The organism is Pseudomonas sp. AC532 (genome assembly GCF_979258965.1).
In genome coordinates this window covers 2,286,641-2,302,785 of the sequence record NZ_OZ409888.1, presented here as the reverse complement: position 1 = coordinate 2,302,785, position 16,145 = coordinate 2,286,641, and the positions used below count along the sequence as shown (strand labels likewise).

Below are 16,145 nucleotides of genomic sequence, written 5' to 3'. Positions count from 1 at the left end.
GGCAGGTTCAAGGACAGCCGCCGCCGAGGTATTTGCCCCGCGGCGTATCGGCTGCCTTCCCCGCCATGACCATGCAACGCATGGCCTGACCGTCTGCTGAAGGTGGTTACCGATGGCCCGTCGGCCGATTGGCCGGCTACCTGAATTGGGATGGCCTGAGGTAAGGATAGTTCGGAATCGCCAAGATCAAGGCGCAATCGCAGGCAGGTACGCCACGGCGGCGCGCGGGAACAGGTCAAGCCCAGTGCTGGCGGGGGCCGCGCCGCTGAAAATTTTTATGCCCTGGCTTGGCGGCAAGCCATGACGCAGGTTCTCGCCAGCGACCGTCAGCCGTGCTGCTGGCGTGATGTCATTGCGGCTGGCCGTGGGCGGTTTCCTGCGGGAAGGTACTGCGCCACAGCTCGAAGCCGCCGTCGAGGCTGTACACGTCGGAAAACCCCTGGCCGACCAGGTAGGCGGCGGCGCTCTGGCTTGAGTTGCCGTGGTAGCAGGCGACGATCACTGGCGCATCGAGATCGGCCTTGGCGATGAAGTCAGCCAGGGAATAGTTGTCCAGGTGTTGCGAGCCGGCAATGTGCCCGGCGGCAAAGCTTTGCGGATCGCGGATGTCGACCACTACTGCGCCCTGCTCGCGCAGCGCCTGGGCCTGTTCCGGAGGGATGCGTTTGAATTCGCTCATGCTGTTTCCTCGCTACAGTCGCAACGATGGTATTCGCCGCTGTCGATGTTCATCAGGGTCATGCTGCCGCCCCATACGCACCCCGAGTCGAGGGCGAACACGCCGGGCTCGTCACAGCGTCCTTCGAGAGAGGCCCAGTGGCCAAAGATGATCGTGTGGCCGCGGGTTTTGCGCTGCTTGTGGCTGAACCAGGGCAGGTAGCCGGCTGGCGCGGTGCCAAGGCCTTCCTTGCTTTTCAGGTCCAGGGTGCCGTCCGCCTTGCAGAAGCGCATGCGGGTGAAATAGTTGGTGATCACCCGCAGGCGTGTCACGCCTTGCAGTTCCTTGTCCCAGCGCGCCGGCTCGTTACCGTACATGCCATCGAGAAACATCGGGTAGCGCGCATCGTCACGAAGCGCCTCCTCCACCTCGGCAGCACGCCTGAGCGCTTTTGCCATGTTCCATTGCGGAGGAATGCCGGCGTGCACAAGGGCCGTGTCGCGTTGTTCGTCGTAATGCAGCAGCTTTTGCCGGCGCAGCCAGTCAAGCAGGTCGTCACGGTCCGGCGCCTCGAGGATTTCGCGCAAGGTGTCGCCGCGCTTGAGGCGCTCGACATGGCGTGCGGCCGCCAGCAGGTGCAGGTCATGGTTGCCCAGCACGCAGACCAGCGCCTCGCGCATGCCGTACAGAAAGCGCAGTGTTGCCAGCGACTCGGGACCGCGGTTGACCAGGTCGCCAACCAGCCACAGGCGGTCATGCCGGGGATCGAAGGCGACCCGCTCCAACAGGCACTGCAACGGTTTCAGGCACCCCTGCAGGTCGCCAACGGCATAGGTTGCCATCAGTGCAGGGCACCGGGAACGGCGAGGCGGAAGGGCGCTATCGGCGCATCGAAACGCCGGCCATCCTCGGCGATCATCTGGTAGCTGCCCTGCATGATGCCGACCTGCGTCGCCATCAGCGTGCCGCTGCTGTAGCGGTGGCTATTACCCGGCTCGATCAGTGGCTGTTCGCCGACCACACCGGCGCCGCGCACTTCCTGGACCTGGCCGTTACCGTCGGTGATCAGCCAGTGGCGCGACACCAGCTGCGCCGGCAGGCTGCCGTTGTTGGTGATGGTCACATCGTAGGCGAACGCGAAGCGATTCTGCTGCGGCTGCGATTGCTCCGTCAGGTAGCGTGTGACGATGCTGACGTCGATCTGGTAGCGAGGGTCGGACATGGGCACTCGGTCGGTCAGGTGGGCGAAACGGCGGGCTGTGCCGCCAACTGGTCGGCCAGGCGCACGAAGGCGGCCAGGTCCAGCTGTTCGGGGCGCAGGCTGCCATCGACACCGGCAGCTTCGATTTCGCTGGCCGGCAGCAGGGCCTTGAGGGTGTTGCGCAGGGTCTTGCGGCGCTGGTTGAAGGCCTCGCGAACCACACGTTCGAGGAGCTGGTGATCCTTGGCAGGGTGCGGCAGCTGTTTGTGCGGGGTCAGGCGCACGATGGCCGAGTCGACCTTGGGAGGCGGGTTGAACGCCCCAGGGCCGACGTTGAACAGGTGCTCCACCTGGCAATGGTACTGCACCATGATCGACAGGCGGCCCCAGTCACCACCGCCGGGCCCGGCGGCAAGGCGCTCGACCACTTCCTTCTGCAGCATGAAATGCATGTCGCGAATCAGGTGGGCATTGGCCAACAGGTGAAAAATCAGCGGCGTGGAGATGTTGTAAGGCAGGTTGCCGACCACGCGCAGGCTGCCGGGCTCGGCCTCCAGGCGGGCGAAGTCGAACTTGAGGGCGTCGCCCTGGTTCAGCCGAAAGCGTGGCTCGCTGCCGAACTTGGCTTGCAGGATGGGGATCAGGTCGAGGTCCAGTTCGATGACATCGAGCCGGGCACCGCTGTTGAGCAACCCTTCGGTCAGCGCACCCTGACCGGGGCCGATCTCCAGCAGGTGGTCGCTGTCACGCGCATGGATGGCGCGCAGGATGCGATGGATAACCCCCGCGTCGTGAAGAAAGTTCTGGCCAAAGCGTTTGCGCGCACGGTGTTGGTAAGGCTCGGACATCGGAAAAGCAGCTCCAGGCTTCAAGCTGCAAGCGGTAGGCAAGCGCGTAAAGCGATCAGGCGAAAACGCGCAGTTTAGCAGGGAACGACCGTCGAGCGCGTTGCCGCTCGCCGTCTTGCACCTCAGCGGGCGTTGTCGGTCAGGGTGCTGCCATGGGCCATTTCGTAGGCGGTTTCCAGGGCCACCTGCAGGCTGCCGCAGTCGACCCGTCCCGTGCCGGCCAGGTCCAGCGCGGTGCCATGGTCTACCGAGGTGCGGATGATGGGCAGCCCCAGGGTGACGTTCACGGCGGCGCCAAAGCCTTTGTACTTGAGCACCGGTAGGCCCTGGTCGTGATACATCGCCAGCACGGCATCGCAGTGCTCAAGATGCTTGGGGGTGAACAGCGTATCGGCTGGCAGCGGGCCGATCAGGTCCAGGCCCTCGCCGCGCAGGTGCTGCAGCACGGGCTCGATGATGTCGATTTCCTCGCGGCCCAGGTGGCCACCTTCGCCCGCATGTGGGTTGAGGCCGCAGACCAGGATGCGCGGAGCGGAGATGCCGAACTTGTCGCGCAGCTCCGCATGCAGGATGCGGGTCACCCGCTGCAGGCGCTCGGCAGTGATGGCACTGGCGACGTCCTTGAGCGGCAGGTGAGTGGTGACCAGTGCCACGCGCAAGCCACGGGTGGCGAGCATCATGACCACCTGCCCGGTACCCGTCAGCTCGGCGAGGAACTCGGTATGGCCGGAAAAGGCGATCCCCGCCTCGTTGATGATGCCCTTGTGGACGGGCGCGGTGATGAGCCCGGCGAAGTCACCATCCAGGCAGCCCTGGCCGGCGCGGGTCAGGGTACGCAGTACATAGGCGGCGTTGGCGCTGTCCAGTTGCCCGGTTCGCACCGGCTGGCCAAGGGGCGTGTCCCAGACATACAGGCTACCCGCCGGTGCCGGTTGCGCTGGCCAGTTGCCGGGCGCGGTGTCGATCAGGCTTATCTCCAGCCCGAGCTCTGCCGCGCGCGCACTCAGCAGTGCGGTGCTGGCGATGCAGATCAGCGCATGCGCCTGGCGCTCGCGGGCCAGCAACAGGCACAGGTCGGGGCCGATGCCGGCGGGTTCTCCGGGGGTGAGGGCAAAGCGCAGGGAAGGGGACATGATCGGCTCTCGAGGGGCAGGGCACTGGTGATTCTAGCGCAGGCGCCCATGAAAAAGCCCGGCGTTGGGCCGGGCTTTCGGTACAGCATCGAAGCGGGTTACAGCTTGATTTCGACGTAGGCTTCGTCGCGGATCTGGCGTAGCCAGGTCTGCAATTCTTCCTCGTATTTGCGGTTGCGCAGCAGGTTGAGCGCCTGTTGTTCACGCATCTGCTCGCTGCTATCGGTGGCGCGACGGCCCATGACCTGCAGCACGTGCCAACCGAACGGGCTCTTGAAGGGCTTGGAGACTTCACCGCTGGCGGTGTTGTTCATCACTTCGCGAAACTCGGGAACCAGGGCAGCCGGGTCGATCCAGCTCAGGCTGCCGCCGTTGAGGGCCGAACCCGGGTCTTCGGAGAAGTTTTTCGCCAGTTCGGCAAAGTCTTCCCCGGCCTGGATGCGCTGGTACAGGCGCTCGGCCAGAACTTGTGCGTCGGCCTCGCTGCGGATCTCGCTGGGTTTGATCAGGATGTGCCGCACGTTCACTTCATCGCGGACCGCCGCTGCCTCGCCACCGCGCTTCTCCAGCACCTTGAGCAGGATGAAGCCGCCGGGTGTGCGGATCGGCTCGCTGACGTCGCCGACGTTCATCGTGCTGAGCATGCTGTCGAATGGCGGTGGCAACTGGGCAGCCTTGCGCCAGCCCATGTCGCCGCCTTCCAGCGCGGTTTCACTGGAGGAGTTGGCGATGGCCAATTGGCCGAAGTCGGCGCCCTGGCGTGCTTGCTGGTAGATATCCTGAGCGCGGCGCTCTGCGGTCTGCAGGGCGTCGGCCGAGGCATCTTCCTGCACCGGGATGACGATGTTGGCCAGGCGGAACTCTTCCGACAGCTGCATCTTGCCGAGGTCGGAGGCCAGGAAGTTCTTCACTTCCTGCTCCGTCACCTGGATACGCTCCGCCACCCGGCGCTGACGCACACGGCTGATGATCATCTCGCGGGCGACCTGGTCACGGGCTTCGTTGAACGACAGGCCGTCCTGGGCCAGTGCCGCGCGGAACTGCTCGATGGTCATGCCATTGCGCTGGGCAATGGTGGTGATCGCCTGGTTGAGTTCTTCGTCACTGATGCGAATGCCGGAGCGCTCGCCCATCTGCAGCTGGATGTTCTCGATGATCAGGCGATCGAGCACTTGCTGCGTCAGGACGTCGGCCGGTGGAACCTCGGCGCCGCGCTTGGCGATGGTCTGTTGAACTTCGCGAACACGGGCGTCGAGCTGGGTTTGCATGATCACGTCGTTATCGACGATCGCCACCACGCGGTTGAGGGGCTGTACATCGGCATGCGCCGCGGTACCCAGAAACAGCGCGCCCAACAGCAGCGGGCGCACGCACTCAGAAAGCTTCATCTTCACGTTTACGATAACCTTGAATGCCTTGGTCGAGGAATGTCTCAACGTTGCTACCCGTCACACCGCCCAGGCCTTTGAGGACGATCTGCAGGAAAATGCCGGTATCAGCCTGGTCGTTGCGCGAAGGATTGAGGCTGACCTCGTCGTAGTCGATCCAGTAGCGGTTGATGACACGCAATTTCCAGCAGCAGCTGTCGTACTCGAAGCCGCCGAAGGCTTCCAGGGTACGGTTGCGACCGTAGTCGTACTGCCAGCGGGAGATCACGCTCCACTGCGGGCCGATTGGCCAGATGACGGAGAAGTCATGCTGGCTGATCTTGTAGTAGTCCTCGATGAAGTTCGGGCTACCTTCGGTTCCATAATCGCTGCCGAAGCCCCACCGACCGGTACTTTCGTCGTAATTGAGGGTGTCGTTGCGATAGCGATAACCCACGTTGACGATCTTGCGCGGATTGTCGGCAGGCTGGTAATGGAACATGGCACTGCCGGAGCGGGTGCGGCGTGCATCCGGATCCCAGTTGAAGTCCGAGGTGAAGCGCCAGTCCTGGTTGTAGCGGTACATGTATTCCAGGGCGTACGGCGAAACCGACGACTGCGCTTCATCACGCGTGCGGTAGTCGATGCCGGGCATCTGCACCTGGCGATCTTCGAAATAGAAGGCCTGGCCGATGCTGAAGCGCTGGCGTTCGAAGCCGTTGTCTTCGATCCAGCGGCTGGTTACACCAAGGGAAATCTTGTTTTCGTCGCCGATGCGATCCTTGCCGCTGAAGCGGTTCTCGCGCCACAGTGATGCGTAGCTGAACGTGCTCTCGCTGGTGTCGAATACCGGGATGTCGGTCTGGTCTTCCTCGGGTACGTAGAGGTAGAACAGGCGCGGTTCGAGGGTCTGGCGGGCTTCGCGGCCGAACAGCGAGGTGTCGCGGTCGAAGTACAGGCCGCTGTCGACACTGAACATGCCTACGCCACGGTTCTGGCTGCTGCTGTACTGTTCGTCAGCCAGCAATGTGTTCCTGCCGCGCTGGTCGATGTCCAGGTCGTAGTTGGTCTGCAGGTACTTGACCTGAGGCTTGATAAAGCCCCAGCTCCAGTCCAGTGGCAGGCTGACCGCCGGCTCCACGTGCATGCGAGTACCGGTGGAGCGGGCCAGACCCTGGATGTTGAAGTCGTTCCAGGGGCCTTCGTCTACGCCATCTTCATTGATGAAGTTGCCGCTGCGCAGGTCGCGGTCGAAGCGAACCAGCTCGCTGCCGTATGTGAAGTTCACACCGCCCGGCTCGAACGGCAGCTTGCCGTCCAGGGTGATCTGCGGCAGGCGATCGTAAGGCGTCACGTCAGTGATCGTCGCCAGCTCGTAGGCGTGGGCATTGAGCTTGGCCGTGTAGCTGTCACCGCGCCAGGTCAGCGTGCCACGCTGGTTGACGTAGGTGGAGGTCTCGATGCCCAGGTCCGTGTCCAGATCCTGGAAGTAGTACGGGTCGCTGATATCGGTGTAGTCGACCTCGGCCAGCAGGCGCTCGTCCAGCCCCTGCCTGTGCTGCCAGCTGTACATCCAGCGCTGGTCCTTGTAGCCGGACTGCAGCTCGCGATCATCATTGCTGTCGTCCAGGTAGCCGGCGCCGACCTGGCCTTCGCTACTGCGGGTCAGGTAGCGGAACTCGCCTTCCAGCAGCAGGCCGCGATCGGCCATGTAGGTCGGGTACAGGGTGGCGTCGAAGTTCGGCGCCAGGTTGAAGTAGTACGGCGTCTGCAGGGTCAGGCCGTTGTCGCTCGAACTGCCGAAGCTTGGCGGCAGGAAGCCGGACTGGCGACGGTCGTCGATCGGGAAGTAGATGTACGGTGTGTAGAACACCGGGAAGTCCTTGACCCGCAGGGTGACGTTGGTCGCGGTGCCAAAGCCGGTCGCCGGGTTCAGGGTGATGTTGTTGCCGGTCAGGTGCCAGGCGTTGCTGCCCGGTTCGCAACTGGTGTAGGTACCGTCCTTGAGGCGGATGATCGCAGTCTCTTCGCGCTTGGCGTAGGCCGCGCTGCCGCGTACACCGGCGGCATGCATCACGTACTCGGCGTTGTCGACGCGCGCTTCACCGTTATCCAGTTGCAGCTCGGCGCGATCACCGACCACCAGGGCGCCCTTGTCGCGCAGGCGCACGTTGCCGACCAGCTCACCGCGGTTTTCCGCCTGGTGCAGGTTGGCTTCGTCCGCCTCGACCTGCATGCCGGCCTGGCGCACCACTACGTCGCCCGCGAGCGTGGCGACCTGCGCGTCCTGCTGATAGCGCGAAGCCTTGGCCGATACGAACATCGGCGCCTCGCTCATCGGCGTGGTGTCGTTCATGCCTGGGCGACTAGGCTCGATGTAGGTGCCGGAGCAGGACGGGCCGATCTCGGCCAGCTGCGCACTGGTCAACTGCTCGCGCGGTACCCAGTCGAGGTGGCTGTAGTCGGCGCTACGCGAGGCCAGCGCTCGGCCACCACTTTCGGTGACTTGCGTTGGCGCGGCCTTGGTCTCAGGCTTGGCGGCTACCGTACCCGCGGTACCGGCACTCACCGCATTGGTGCTGTGCGTCGGTCGAATCGGTACATTGGCAGCGCTGGTTTTCGGCGCACAGGCCCAACCGCCGGTTGGCGATGCCTGGCAATCGAATTGTTCGGCAGCGGTGGCGAATGGGCTGGCGAAGGGTTGCAAGGCCAACAGGCCGCCCGTTACCAGAAGCGGGAATTTCTTTCGAAAAGCGGGGTATTTTACTGCCATCTTGTTTTCCGGGCTTCCTGTGCGCTTTTGGCCCAGGGGCCGCACGCCTCTCGATGGGCTGAAAAAGATGCTGGATAATAAAGCATGACCCGCGCAACGGCTAGCGCCGTCGGAGACCCTTGTAATGCCTGATCACGATGTACGTCTGCAACACCTGCAACAGTGGCTCGAGCCGCAGTTGCAGGAATTATTCACCGTCAAGCAGTGGGGGGCGGTACCACCAGCCGTGCTGCAGCCTGCCAGCAGCGATGCCAGCTTCCGGCGGTATTTCCGCTGGGAGGCCGCTGGGCGCAGCCTGATCGTGATGGATGCACCGCCGCCGCAGGAGAATTGCCGACCATTCGTCGAGGTGGCGCAATTGCTCGCGCGTGCCGACCTGAATGTGCCGCAGATTCACGCGGCGGATCTCGAACAGGGCTTCCTGCTGCTCAGCGACCTGGGCCGGCATACGTATCTGGATGTGATCGATGCCGATAATGCCGACAGCCTGTTCGGCCCGGCCATCGACGCGCTGCTGGCGTACCAGCGGCTGCCGATGGATGCGCCGCTGCCTCACTACGACGACGCATTGCTGCGCCGCGAGCTGCAGCTGTTTCCCGACTGGTATGTCGCCAAGGCGCTGGGTATCACCTTCACTGCCGCGCAGCAGGCCGCCTGGGAACGCATCTGTGCGGTGCTGATCGACAGCGCCCTGGCGCAGCCCAAGGTGCTGGTGCATCGCGATTACATGCCCCGTAACCTGATGATCAGCGAGCCCAATCCCGGCGTGCTGGATTTCCAGGATGCGGTCTACGGTCCGGTCACCTACGACATCACCAGCCTGTTCAAGGACGCCTTCCTCAGTTGGCCGGAAGCGCGCGTGCGCAGCTGGCTCGAAGGCTATTGGGAGCAGGCTCGGGTAGCCGGCGTGCCGGTGCAGGGCGATCTGCAGGACTTTCTGCGTGCCAGCGACCTGATGGGCGTGCAGCGCCACCTCAAGGTGATCGGTATTTTCGCGCGCATTTGCCACCGTGACGGCAAGCCCCGCTACCTGGCCGACGTGCCACGCTTCTTCACCTATATAGAGGCAGTGCTCGAACGGCGGCCGGAGCTGGCCGAACTCGGCGAGTTGATCGGCCAGCTCAAGCGCGCGACAGAGGCTGCTCGATGAAGGCCATGATCCTCGCGGCAGGCAAGGGCGAGCGCCTGCGACCGCTGACGCTGCATACGCCAAAACCCCTGGTGCGGGCGGCGGGTGTACCGCTCATCGAGTATCACCTACGGGCGCTGGCGCGGGCGGGGTTCACGGATGTGGTGATCAATCACGCCTGGCTGGGCCAGCAGATCGAAGATCACCTGGGTGACGGCGAGCGTTTCGGCCTGCGCATCCAGTACTCGCCGGAGGGCGAGCCGCTGGAAACCGGCGGGGGGATCTTCAAGGCGCTGCCGTTGCTGGGCGAAGAGCCGTTCGTGGTAGTCAATGGCGACATCTTCACCGACTACGATTTCGCCAACTTGCGGCGGCCATTGCAGGGCCGCGCGCATCTGGTGCTGGTGGACAACCCGCCTCATCACCCGAGCGGGGATTTCCTGCTGCAGGACGGGCAGGTCGCGGATGCCGTGACAGGCCGCGCGAGCCTGACCTACAGCGGTATTGCCGTGCTCAATCCGGCGCTGTTCGCGGGCTGCCAGCCGGGGGCCTTCAAGCTTGCGCCGCTGCTGCGTTCGGCCATGGCCGCGGGGGCGGTGAGCGGTGAGCGTTTCGCCGGTCGCTGGGTGGATGTCGGCACCCATGAGCGGTTGGCCGAGGTCGAACGCCTGCTCCAGGACGAGGCCTGAAATGTACTGGCCCCTGACGTTGCTCGGCGCCGTGGCAGGCTATGCGCTGGCGAGTATTCCCGGCCTGTTGCTCGGTGGCTTGCTGGGGCAGGTGCTTGACCGGCGCCTTGGCCTGCGTGGCTGGCGCGCGCTGGGCGAGCGCCTGCGCAGGCAGCCAGCGGTGAGCGATGAACAGCTGCTGTTCGTGATGCTCGGTCGCCTGGCGAAAAGTGACGGTGTGGTGCAGCAGGCGCACATTCGCCAGGCGCGTGCCGAAATGCAGCGATTATCCGTGGGCGAGGCGGGCAAGGCCGCCGCCATCGAGGCGTTTTCCCGCGGCAAGACGGGCCAGGACAGCCTGCGGGGTGCCCTGCAGCGTCGCCGTAGCGATGCGGATGCGCTGCTGCGTGCCTGCTGGCGCATGGCTTGGGCAGACGGGCGCGTGGGGCAGGCCGAGCGCGAGCTGATTCTGCTCTGGGGCAAATGGCTGGGGGTATCTGCCGAGGCGCAAGAGGCGCTCAATGCTGCCTACTCGCCGCGACGGGGCCCGCCGACCGCAGCACCGGACAGCTACCAGCAGGCGCTGAGCCTGCTGGGTGTGACCGCCGACAGCGACGCGCAGCAGGTCAAGAAAGCCTACCGGCGGCTGCTCAGTCGGCATCATCCGGACAAGCTGGCCGGCAGCGGTGCAGCTCCCGAAAAAGTCCGTGAAGCCACCGAGAAGACCCGTGAGCTGCACAACGCCTACGCCTTGATTCGTCAGCGCCAGGGCTTTCGTTAATCAGGCCGAACGTCGCGGTGTGCGGTGCATGCGTCACTTGTCGCCCGCCTGCTTATCCAGCCAGCCGCGCAGGCGACGGAACAGCTGCTCCTCACCGACGGCCGGGTTGCCCGGTAACGCATCCAGGCCAACCTGCACGAAGGCCGGCTGCTTCTGCCGTTGACTGATTTGCTTGCGCAGTAGCGCCGCCTGGCGCGCCGTTGCACTGTCGCGGTAGTAGAAGTCGCCTACGCTGGCGGTGACCTGTGCCAGCAGGTCGTTGACGGGAGCATCGAAGCCTTCGGGCTGGCGAATGTCCACCAGCATCAGGTGAGTGATGGTTGCCGGCTTGCGCTCGGCCATGTAACGGGTGGCCCAGTAGGCGCCGCTACCATGCCCCAGCAGGACCACACGTTTGGCCTGCTGCTGCCCGGCAAAGGCAATGCCGGCATCGATGCGGGCGAACACGCGCTCGACATGCGCGGCCCGCGCGGCCTCGGCGCTGGCTGGTGGCTCGGCTGTCGGCGCCGCCTCGGGTACTGCTTGCGGCGGCTTTTCGGAGTCGGCAGCGCCGTTCTCGGCGGGTGCTGCGGAACCTTCGGTTGGCGGCTCGGCGACCCGTACCGGCAGGGCGGCACCCTGCGGGTCGGGGAGGCTGAGGCTGAGGCTGTGCCAGCCGGCATCCGGCAACTTCTGTCGCAACGGCCCGATCACCCGCGGCGCATCGGCACTTTCCTCATCGCCCGGCAGCAGGATCACCGCGCCCTTGGGCGCCGGGTCGTTGGCCGGCAGCCAGAGGGCGAGGAACGGGGTGCCTGCGGCGTCGAGGCGCTGCTGCTCGGCCGCTGCCAACTGGCGCTCGAGCGCCAGCGCGTCCAGCTCGCTGCGCTCTGCCAGGGGCGCCCGCTGTTCGGGCTTGGCCTCGCTGTTTTCACCCGCCTCGGTCGCTGGCGGCTGCTCGCCCGCCGTAGCCAGGGCGGTGGCCAGCAGGGTCAGGCACAGCAGGTCGCGGGGCGAATATCGAAAGCGCGTCATCGTGTTGCCCGAATAATGGATGGTGATGAGCCTAGGGGCTGTTGGCGTTGCAGTGCAAGCTACAAGACGGCCGCTGGCGATACGCGGGCGGCAGCACGTTGTCGTGGATTTGTTTGCTGCTGGTGTAGCTTAATGCGGCTTTAGCGGCGGTCTCGCCGCGCTACCTTCCTGCGCTTTCTCGGTGCCCGAGCATGATCCACCGCTGGCTGTTTCTTCTGCTGCTGAGCGCGTCGCCTGCGTTGTGGGCCGATGAGCCGCCGCCCGCACCTGCGGCGATTTTCGATGCTGCCCAGCAGCAGTGGCTCGCCGAGCATCCGGTACTGCGTGCCGGCGTCGTGTTGCAGGCGCCTTACGCCCAGCTCGACCGGCGATTGCATCGTCTTACCGGTGCCAATGTGGAGATGATGAACACCCTCGCCACGCTGATGGGCGTGCAGCTGCGCTGGCGAACCTTCCAGAGCGTCGAGGAGCTGGAGCAGGCGCTGCACAACGACCAGATCGATCTGGCCAGCGGTCTTGGCCAGACGCCCTCCGGGCTGCGCCGGTGGGTGTTTTCCGATCCCTTCCTGCGTGTGTCGCACCTGTTGATTGGCGAGCGTGACAGCGGCGGCTCGGTCGACCTGGAACAGCTCGACAGCCGCTCGCCGGTGGCCTTGAAGGTATCCGACGCCGTGCTCGATTACCTGCGCAGCAGCTACCCGAGGCTCAAGCTGGAGATCGCCAGCTCACCGCGCCAGGCGCTGCAGCGCGTGCTCAATCAGCAGGCCAGCTACGCGGTGCTCGATGAGGCGCAATTGGGGCGGCTGTCCCGCGAGCCGGAGTTCCTCGGCCTGGCCATCGTCGGCGATATCGGCTTTCCGCAGTTGCTGCGGGTCGCCTCCCGGCGTGACTGGCCGGCGCTGTCCGGCATCGTCGATGTCGCGATGCGCAGCGTGTCGGCCCGCGAGCTGGACGACTTGCACAACCGCTGGCTGCCGCCGAGTTATCTGCAGCAGGAAAACTCATCTAGCTTCTGGCGCGGGATCAGTCTGCTGCTCGGCCTGCTGTTGGTGTTCGCGCTGCTGTTGGCGCTATGGATGCGCCGCCAGCGGGACACTCTGGAGTTTCGCCTGCTCGCCGCGCGCCACGAAATCGAGCTGCGCGAGGTGGCCCGCGATGCGCTGCGGCTGTCGCAGTTCTCCATCGACAACAGCACGGTGGGCATCCTCTGGGTCAACTGGGACAGCCACGTGCGGTACGCCAACCGCGCTGCCGAGGCGATGCTCGGTTGCCGCAGTGGTGGCGTGGTCGACCGGCCGCTGAGCGATTTCGAGCCGAGCCTGAACATGGACCGTTGGCTCAACCTGTGGCGGCTGGCGCGCAAGGGCGACGAGCGACCGCCGCGTTTCGAAACCGAGTGCCTGCGCGCCGATGGCAGCCGCCTGCCGGTGGACGTATCGCTGAGCTTTCTGCAGTACCGCGATACCGAATACCTGGTGGTGTTCATCACCGATGTCACCGAGCGCCGCCGCGCCCTGGCCGCGTTGCAGGAAAGCGAGGCGCGGCTGCAGGGCATCGCGTCCAACGTCCCTGGCGTGGTGTTCCGCCTGGAGCGCGCCCGCCAGGGCGACCCGGCGCTGTTCGCGTTCATCGGCGAGGGCAGCGAAAGCCTGGTCGGTTATCCGGCGGCGACATTGCTGGCGCCGGATCATGGCCTGCGCAGCCTGGTGCACCCCGATGACAAGGCCGACTACCACCGTGTTCAGGATCAGGCCTTCGATAGCGACAGCGACTGGCACTGGCAGGGACGCATGCTGACCCACACTGGCGAGTCGCGCTGGGTCGACATCAAGGCCATGGCCCGGCGCATGGCCGATGGCCGGCTGATCTGGGATGGCGTGGTCTGGGACATCAGCGACAACAAGCGCAACGAGCTGGCGCTGGCCGACTCCCAGGTGCGCCTGCGCGATCTGTCGGCGCACCTGGAGAGCGTGCGCGAAGAGGAAAAGGCGCGCATTGCCCGTGAGGTGCATGACGAGCTGGGCCAGGTGCTGACCGTGCTCAAGCTGGAGACCTCGATGTGCGAGCTGGGCTTTGCCGATCTCGATCCCGGGCTGCGCGAGCGCCTGGACAACATGAAGAAGCTGATCGCCCAGCTGTTCCAGTTGGTGCGCGACGTGGCCACTGCGCTGCGCCCGCCGATTCTCGATGCCGGTATCGCCTCGGCCATCGAATGGCAGGCGCGGCGTTTCGAAGCGCGCACGCAGATTCCCTGCCTGGTCGAGGTGCCCGAACACCTGCCGCCACTCAGCGATGCCAAGGCGACCGGGCTGTTTCGCATCCTGCAGGAGTCGCTGACCAACGTGATGCGCCATGCCCAAGCGCACACCGTGACCGTGCGCCTGGAGTGGCTGGGCGACAGCCTGCTGCTGTCGATCAGCGACGACGGCAGTGGCTTTCATCCCGCCGCGGTGCGCGCCGATTCCTTCGGCCTGGTGGGCATGCGCGAGCGCGTGTTGATGCTGGGTGGGCAATTGACCCTCGACAGCCGGCCTGGCGAAGGTACGCTGTTGCGCGTCAGGGTGCCGCTGCAGGAGTGTGTATCCAATGACTGAACAGAGGCTGAGCACGTGATCCGAGTACTGGTGGCGGAAGACCACACCATCGTCCGCGAGGGCATCAAGCAGCTGATCGGCATGGCCCGCGACCTGCAGGTAGTCGGCGAGGCGAGCAACGGCGAGCAATTGCTGGAAACCCTGCGCAACACGCCCTGCGAGGTGGTGTTACTGGATATCTCCATGCCTGGCGTCAATGGCCTGGAAGCGATTCCACGGATTCGCGCCCTGGCCCAGCCGCCGGCGATCCTGGTGCTGTCGATGCACGACGAGGCGCAGATGGCCGCCCGTGCACTGAAGATTGGCGCGGCCGGTTACGCCACCAAGGACAGCGACCCGGCGCTGCTGCTCACCGCGATCCGCAAGGTGGCGGCAGGCGGGCGCTATATCGACCCGGACCTGGCCGACCGGATGGTTTTCGAGGTGGGGCTGACCGACTCGCGACCGCCCCACGCGCGCCTGTCCGAGCGTGAGTTCTCGGTGTTCGAGCGGCTGGTGCAGGGCGAGGGCGTCAACGAGATTGCCGCGCACCTGGCGCTCAGCAGCAAGACCATCAGCACCCACAAGGCGCGGCTGATGCAGAAGCTCAACCTGCACTCGGTCGCCGACCTGGTGCGTTACGCCGTCGAGCACAAGCTGGTCTGACGGCCCGGCATATCTGTTCGCGACACACCTTTCGGGCCGCGCTGCCGGCCCATGAGGTCTGCGCGTCTGCTTGTTGCCCATCCACGACATCGCTGTAGGGATCGCCCTACAGTCATGTGTCCGACCGCCTTATATCAAACTGTCAGCACGCCCGATTTTCAGGCTCTAACCCCGGTTCTAGGCTTGAGCCACGGTAGAAAAACAGGCAGGTGCGGTGATGGGCGACACTTCTTCGAACGACATCCTGGTCAGCTTTCGTGGCGTGCAGAAAAGCTATGATGGCGAGAACCTGATCGTCAAAGACCTCAATCTGGATATTCGCAAAGGCGAGTTCCTGACCCTGCTCGGGCCGTCCGGCTCCGGCAAGACCACCAGCCTGATGATGTTGGCCGGTTTCGAAACGCCCACGGCCGGCGAAATCACCCTGGCTGGCAAGCGCCTCAACAACGTGCCGCCGCACAAACGCGACATTGGCATGGTGTTTCAGAACTACGCGCTGTTCCCGCACATGACCGTGGCCGAGAACCTGGCGTTTCCCCTGACCGTGCGCGGCATGAGCAAGGCCGACGTCGCCGAGAAGGTCAAACGCTCCTTGTCCATGGTGCAACTCGACGCTTTCTCCGGCCGTTACCCGGCGCAGCTCTCCGGTGGCCAGCAGCAGCGTGTGGCCCTGGCCCGCGCGCTGGTGTTCGAGCCGCAACTGGTGTTGATGGACGAACCCCTCGGCGCGCTGGACAAGCAACTGCGCGAGCACATGCAGATGGAGATCAAGCACATCCACCAGCGCCTCGGCGTGACCGTGGTGTACGTGACCCATGACCAGAGCGAAGCGCTGACCATGTCCGATCGCGTCGCCGTGTTCCATCAGGGCGAGATCCAGCAGATCGCTCCGCCGCGCGAACTCTACGAGGCGCCATGCAATACCTTCGTGGCCCAGTTCATTGGCGAGAACAACCGCTTCGCCGGCGAGCTGGTATCGCGCGACGGCGACAACTGCACCGTGCAGTTGAGCCGCGGCGAGATGGTTCAGGCCCTGGCCGTCAACGTCGGCCAGCCGGGTGACGCGGTCAGCCTGTCGATCCGTCCCGAGCGCATTCGCCTGAACGCCGCGGCCGAGGGCTGCGACAACCGGTTTTCCGGTCGTGTATCGGAGTTCATTTACCTCGGTGACCACGTGCGCGTGCGGCTTGAGGTGTGCGGCAAGACCGACTTCTTCGTCAAACAGCCGATTGCCGAGCTCGATACTGCGCTCGCCGTCGGTGATGTGATCCCGCTCGGCTGGCAGGTCGAGCACGTTCGCGCCCTTGATCCGCAGTTGGCGGAATGATCGGCGT

14 protein-coding genes are annotated in these 16,145 nt (G+C 65.0%); 6 read left to right on the top strand and 8 right to left on the bottom strand.

Annotated features, from left to right (window positions below):
- Positions 1–349 precede the first annotated feature (349 nt).
- The 7 genes from glpE to ACZ0AV_RS11010 all read right to left on the bottom strand — a co-directional run bounded on the left by glpE (position 350) and on the right by ACZ0AV_RS11010 (position 7,980).
- Positions 350–679: a thiosulfate sulfurtransferase GlpE gene (gene glpE, locus ACZ0AV_RS11040; protein ID WP_499151053.1), complete on the bottom strand. Its 330-nt coding sequence runs from the start codon at positions 677–679 to the stop codon at positions 350–352.
- The gene (locus tag ACZ0AV_RS11035; protein WP_499151052.1) at positions 676–1,500 is read right to left on the bottom strand and encodes a symmetrical bis(5'-nucleosyl)-tetraphosphatase; all 825 of its coding nucleotides are present in this window, start codon (positions 1,498–1,500) and stop codon (positions 676–678) included. Before ACZ0AV_RS11035 ends, glpE begins: the two co-directional genes overlap by 4 nt.
- Complete coding sequence (apaG, locus tag ACZ0AV_RS11030; protein WP_499151051.1) at positions 1,500–1,880, bottom strand: Co2+/Mg2+ efflux facilitator ApaG/CorD; 381 nt, start codon at positions 1,878–1,880, stop codon at positions 1,500–1,502. Before apaG ends, ACZ0AV_RS11035 begins: the two co-directional genes overlap by 1 nt.
- Before the next feature lie 14 nt (positions 1,881–1,894).
- Complete coding sequence (rsmA, locus tag ACZ0AV_RS11025; RefSeq protein WP_499151050.1) at positions 1,895–2,707, bottom strand: 16S rRNA (adenine(1518)-N(6)/adenine(1519)-N(6))-dimethyltransferase RsmA; 813 nt, start codon at positions 2,705–2,707, stop codon at positions 1,895–1,897.
- A 122-nt stretch (positions 2,708–2,829) separates the two neighbouring features.
- On the bottom strand, positions 2,830–3,840 hold the full coding sequence (gene pdxA / locus ACZ0AV_RS11020; protein WP_499151049.1) for a 4-hydroxythreonine-4-phosphate dehydrogenase PdxA: 1,011 nt from the start codon (positions 3,838–3,840) through the stop codon (positions 2,830–2,832).
- Positions 3,841–3,938: 98 nt separating this feature from the next.
- Positions 3,939–5,234, bottom strand: a complete 1,296-nt coding sequence (locus ACZ0AV_RS11015) for a peptidylprolyl isomerase (RefSeq protein ID WP_499151048.1) — start codon at positions 5,232–5,234, stop codon at positions 3,939–3,941.
- Complete coding sequence (locus ACZ0AV_RS11010; RefSeq protein WP_499151047.1) at positions 5,215–7,980, bottom strand: LPS-assembly protein LptD; 2,766 nt, start codon at positions 7,978–7,980, stop codon at positions 5,215–5,217. Before ACZ0AV_RS11010 ends, ACZ0AV_RS11015 begins: the two co-directional genes overlap by 20 nt.
- 124 nt (positions 7,981–8,104) lie before the next feature.
- Between ACZ0AV_RS11010 and ACZ0AV_RS11005 the strand changes: the two genes are divergently transcribed.
- Genes ACZ0AV_RS11005 through ACZ0AV_RS10995 form a run of 3 tightly spaced genes read left to right on the top strand, consistent with a single transcriptional unit; the run spans position 8,105 to position 10,558 of the window.
- Positions 8,105–9,130 carry an aminoglycoside phosphotransferase family protein gene (locus ACZ0AV_RS11005; RefSeq protein WP_499151046.1) on the top strand — a complete coding sequence of 342 codons (1,026 nt, stop codon included), beginning with the start codon at positions 8,105–8,107 and terminating at the stop codon, positions 9,128–9,130.
- Positions 9,127–9,798, top strand: coding sequence for an N-acetylmuramate alpha-1-phosphate uridylyltransferase MurU (gene murU, locus ACZ0AV_RS11000; RefSeq protein ID WP_499151045.1), 672 nt, complete (start codon positions 9,127–9,129; stop codon positions 9,796–9,798). Before ACZ0AV_RS11005 ends, murU begins: the two co-directional genes overlap by 4 nt.
- Before the next feature lies 1 nt (position 9,799).
- Entirely contained in the window at positions 9,800–10,558 is a 759-nt protein-coding gene (locus ACZ0AV_RS10995; RefSeq protein WP_499151044.1) for a DnaJ domain-containing protein, read from the top strand.
- A 33-nt stretch (positions 10,559–10,591) separates the two neighbouring features.
- On the opposite strand, the gene ACZ0AV_RS10990 is transcribed toward ACZ0AV_RS10995, so the two are convergent.
- Complete coding sequence (locus tag ACZ0AV_RS10990) at positions 10,592–11,572, bottom strand: alpha/beta hydrolase family protein (protein WP_499151043.1); 981 nt, start codon at positions 11,570–11,572, stop codon at positions 10,592–10,594.
- Positions 11,573–11,763: 191 nt separating this feature from the next.
- On the opposite strand from ACZ0AV_RS10990, the gene ACZ0AV_RS10985 reads away from it, so the two are divergent.
- From ACZ0AV_RS10985 to ACZ0AV_RS10975, 3 genes are all read left to right on the top strand, one after another.
- On the top strand, positions 11,764–14,166 hold the full coding sequence (locus ACZ0AV_RS10985) for a PAS domain-containing sensor histidine kinase (protein WP_499151042.1): 2,403 nt from the start codon (positions 11,764–11,766) through the stop codon (positions 14,164–14,166).
- Positions 14,167–14,181: 15 nt separating this feature from the next.
- The gene (locus tag ACZ0AV_RS10980) at positions 14,182–14,811 is read left to right on the top strand and encodes a response regulator (protein ID WP_070880073.1); all 630 of its coding nucleotides are present in this window, start codon (positions 14,182–14,184) and stop codon (positions 14,809–14,811) included.
- Positions 14,812–15,028: 217 nt separating this feature from the next.
- Positions 15,029–16,138 (top strand): ABC transporter ATP-binding protein, encoded by a 1,110-nt coding sequence (locus ACZ0AV_RS10975; RefSeq protein ID WP_499151041.1) that lies wholly within the window; start codon positions 15,029–15,031, stop codon positions 16,136–16,138.
- Positions 16,139–16,145: the final 7 nt, after the last annotated feature.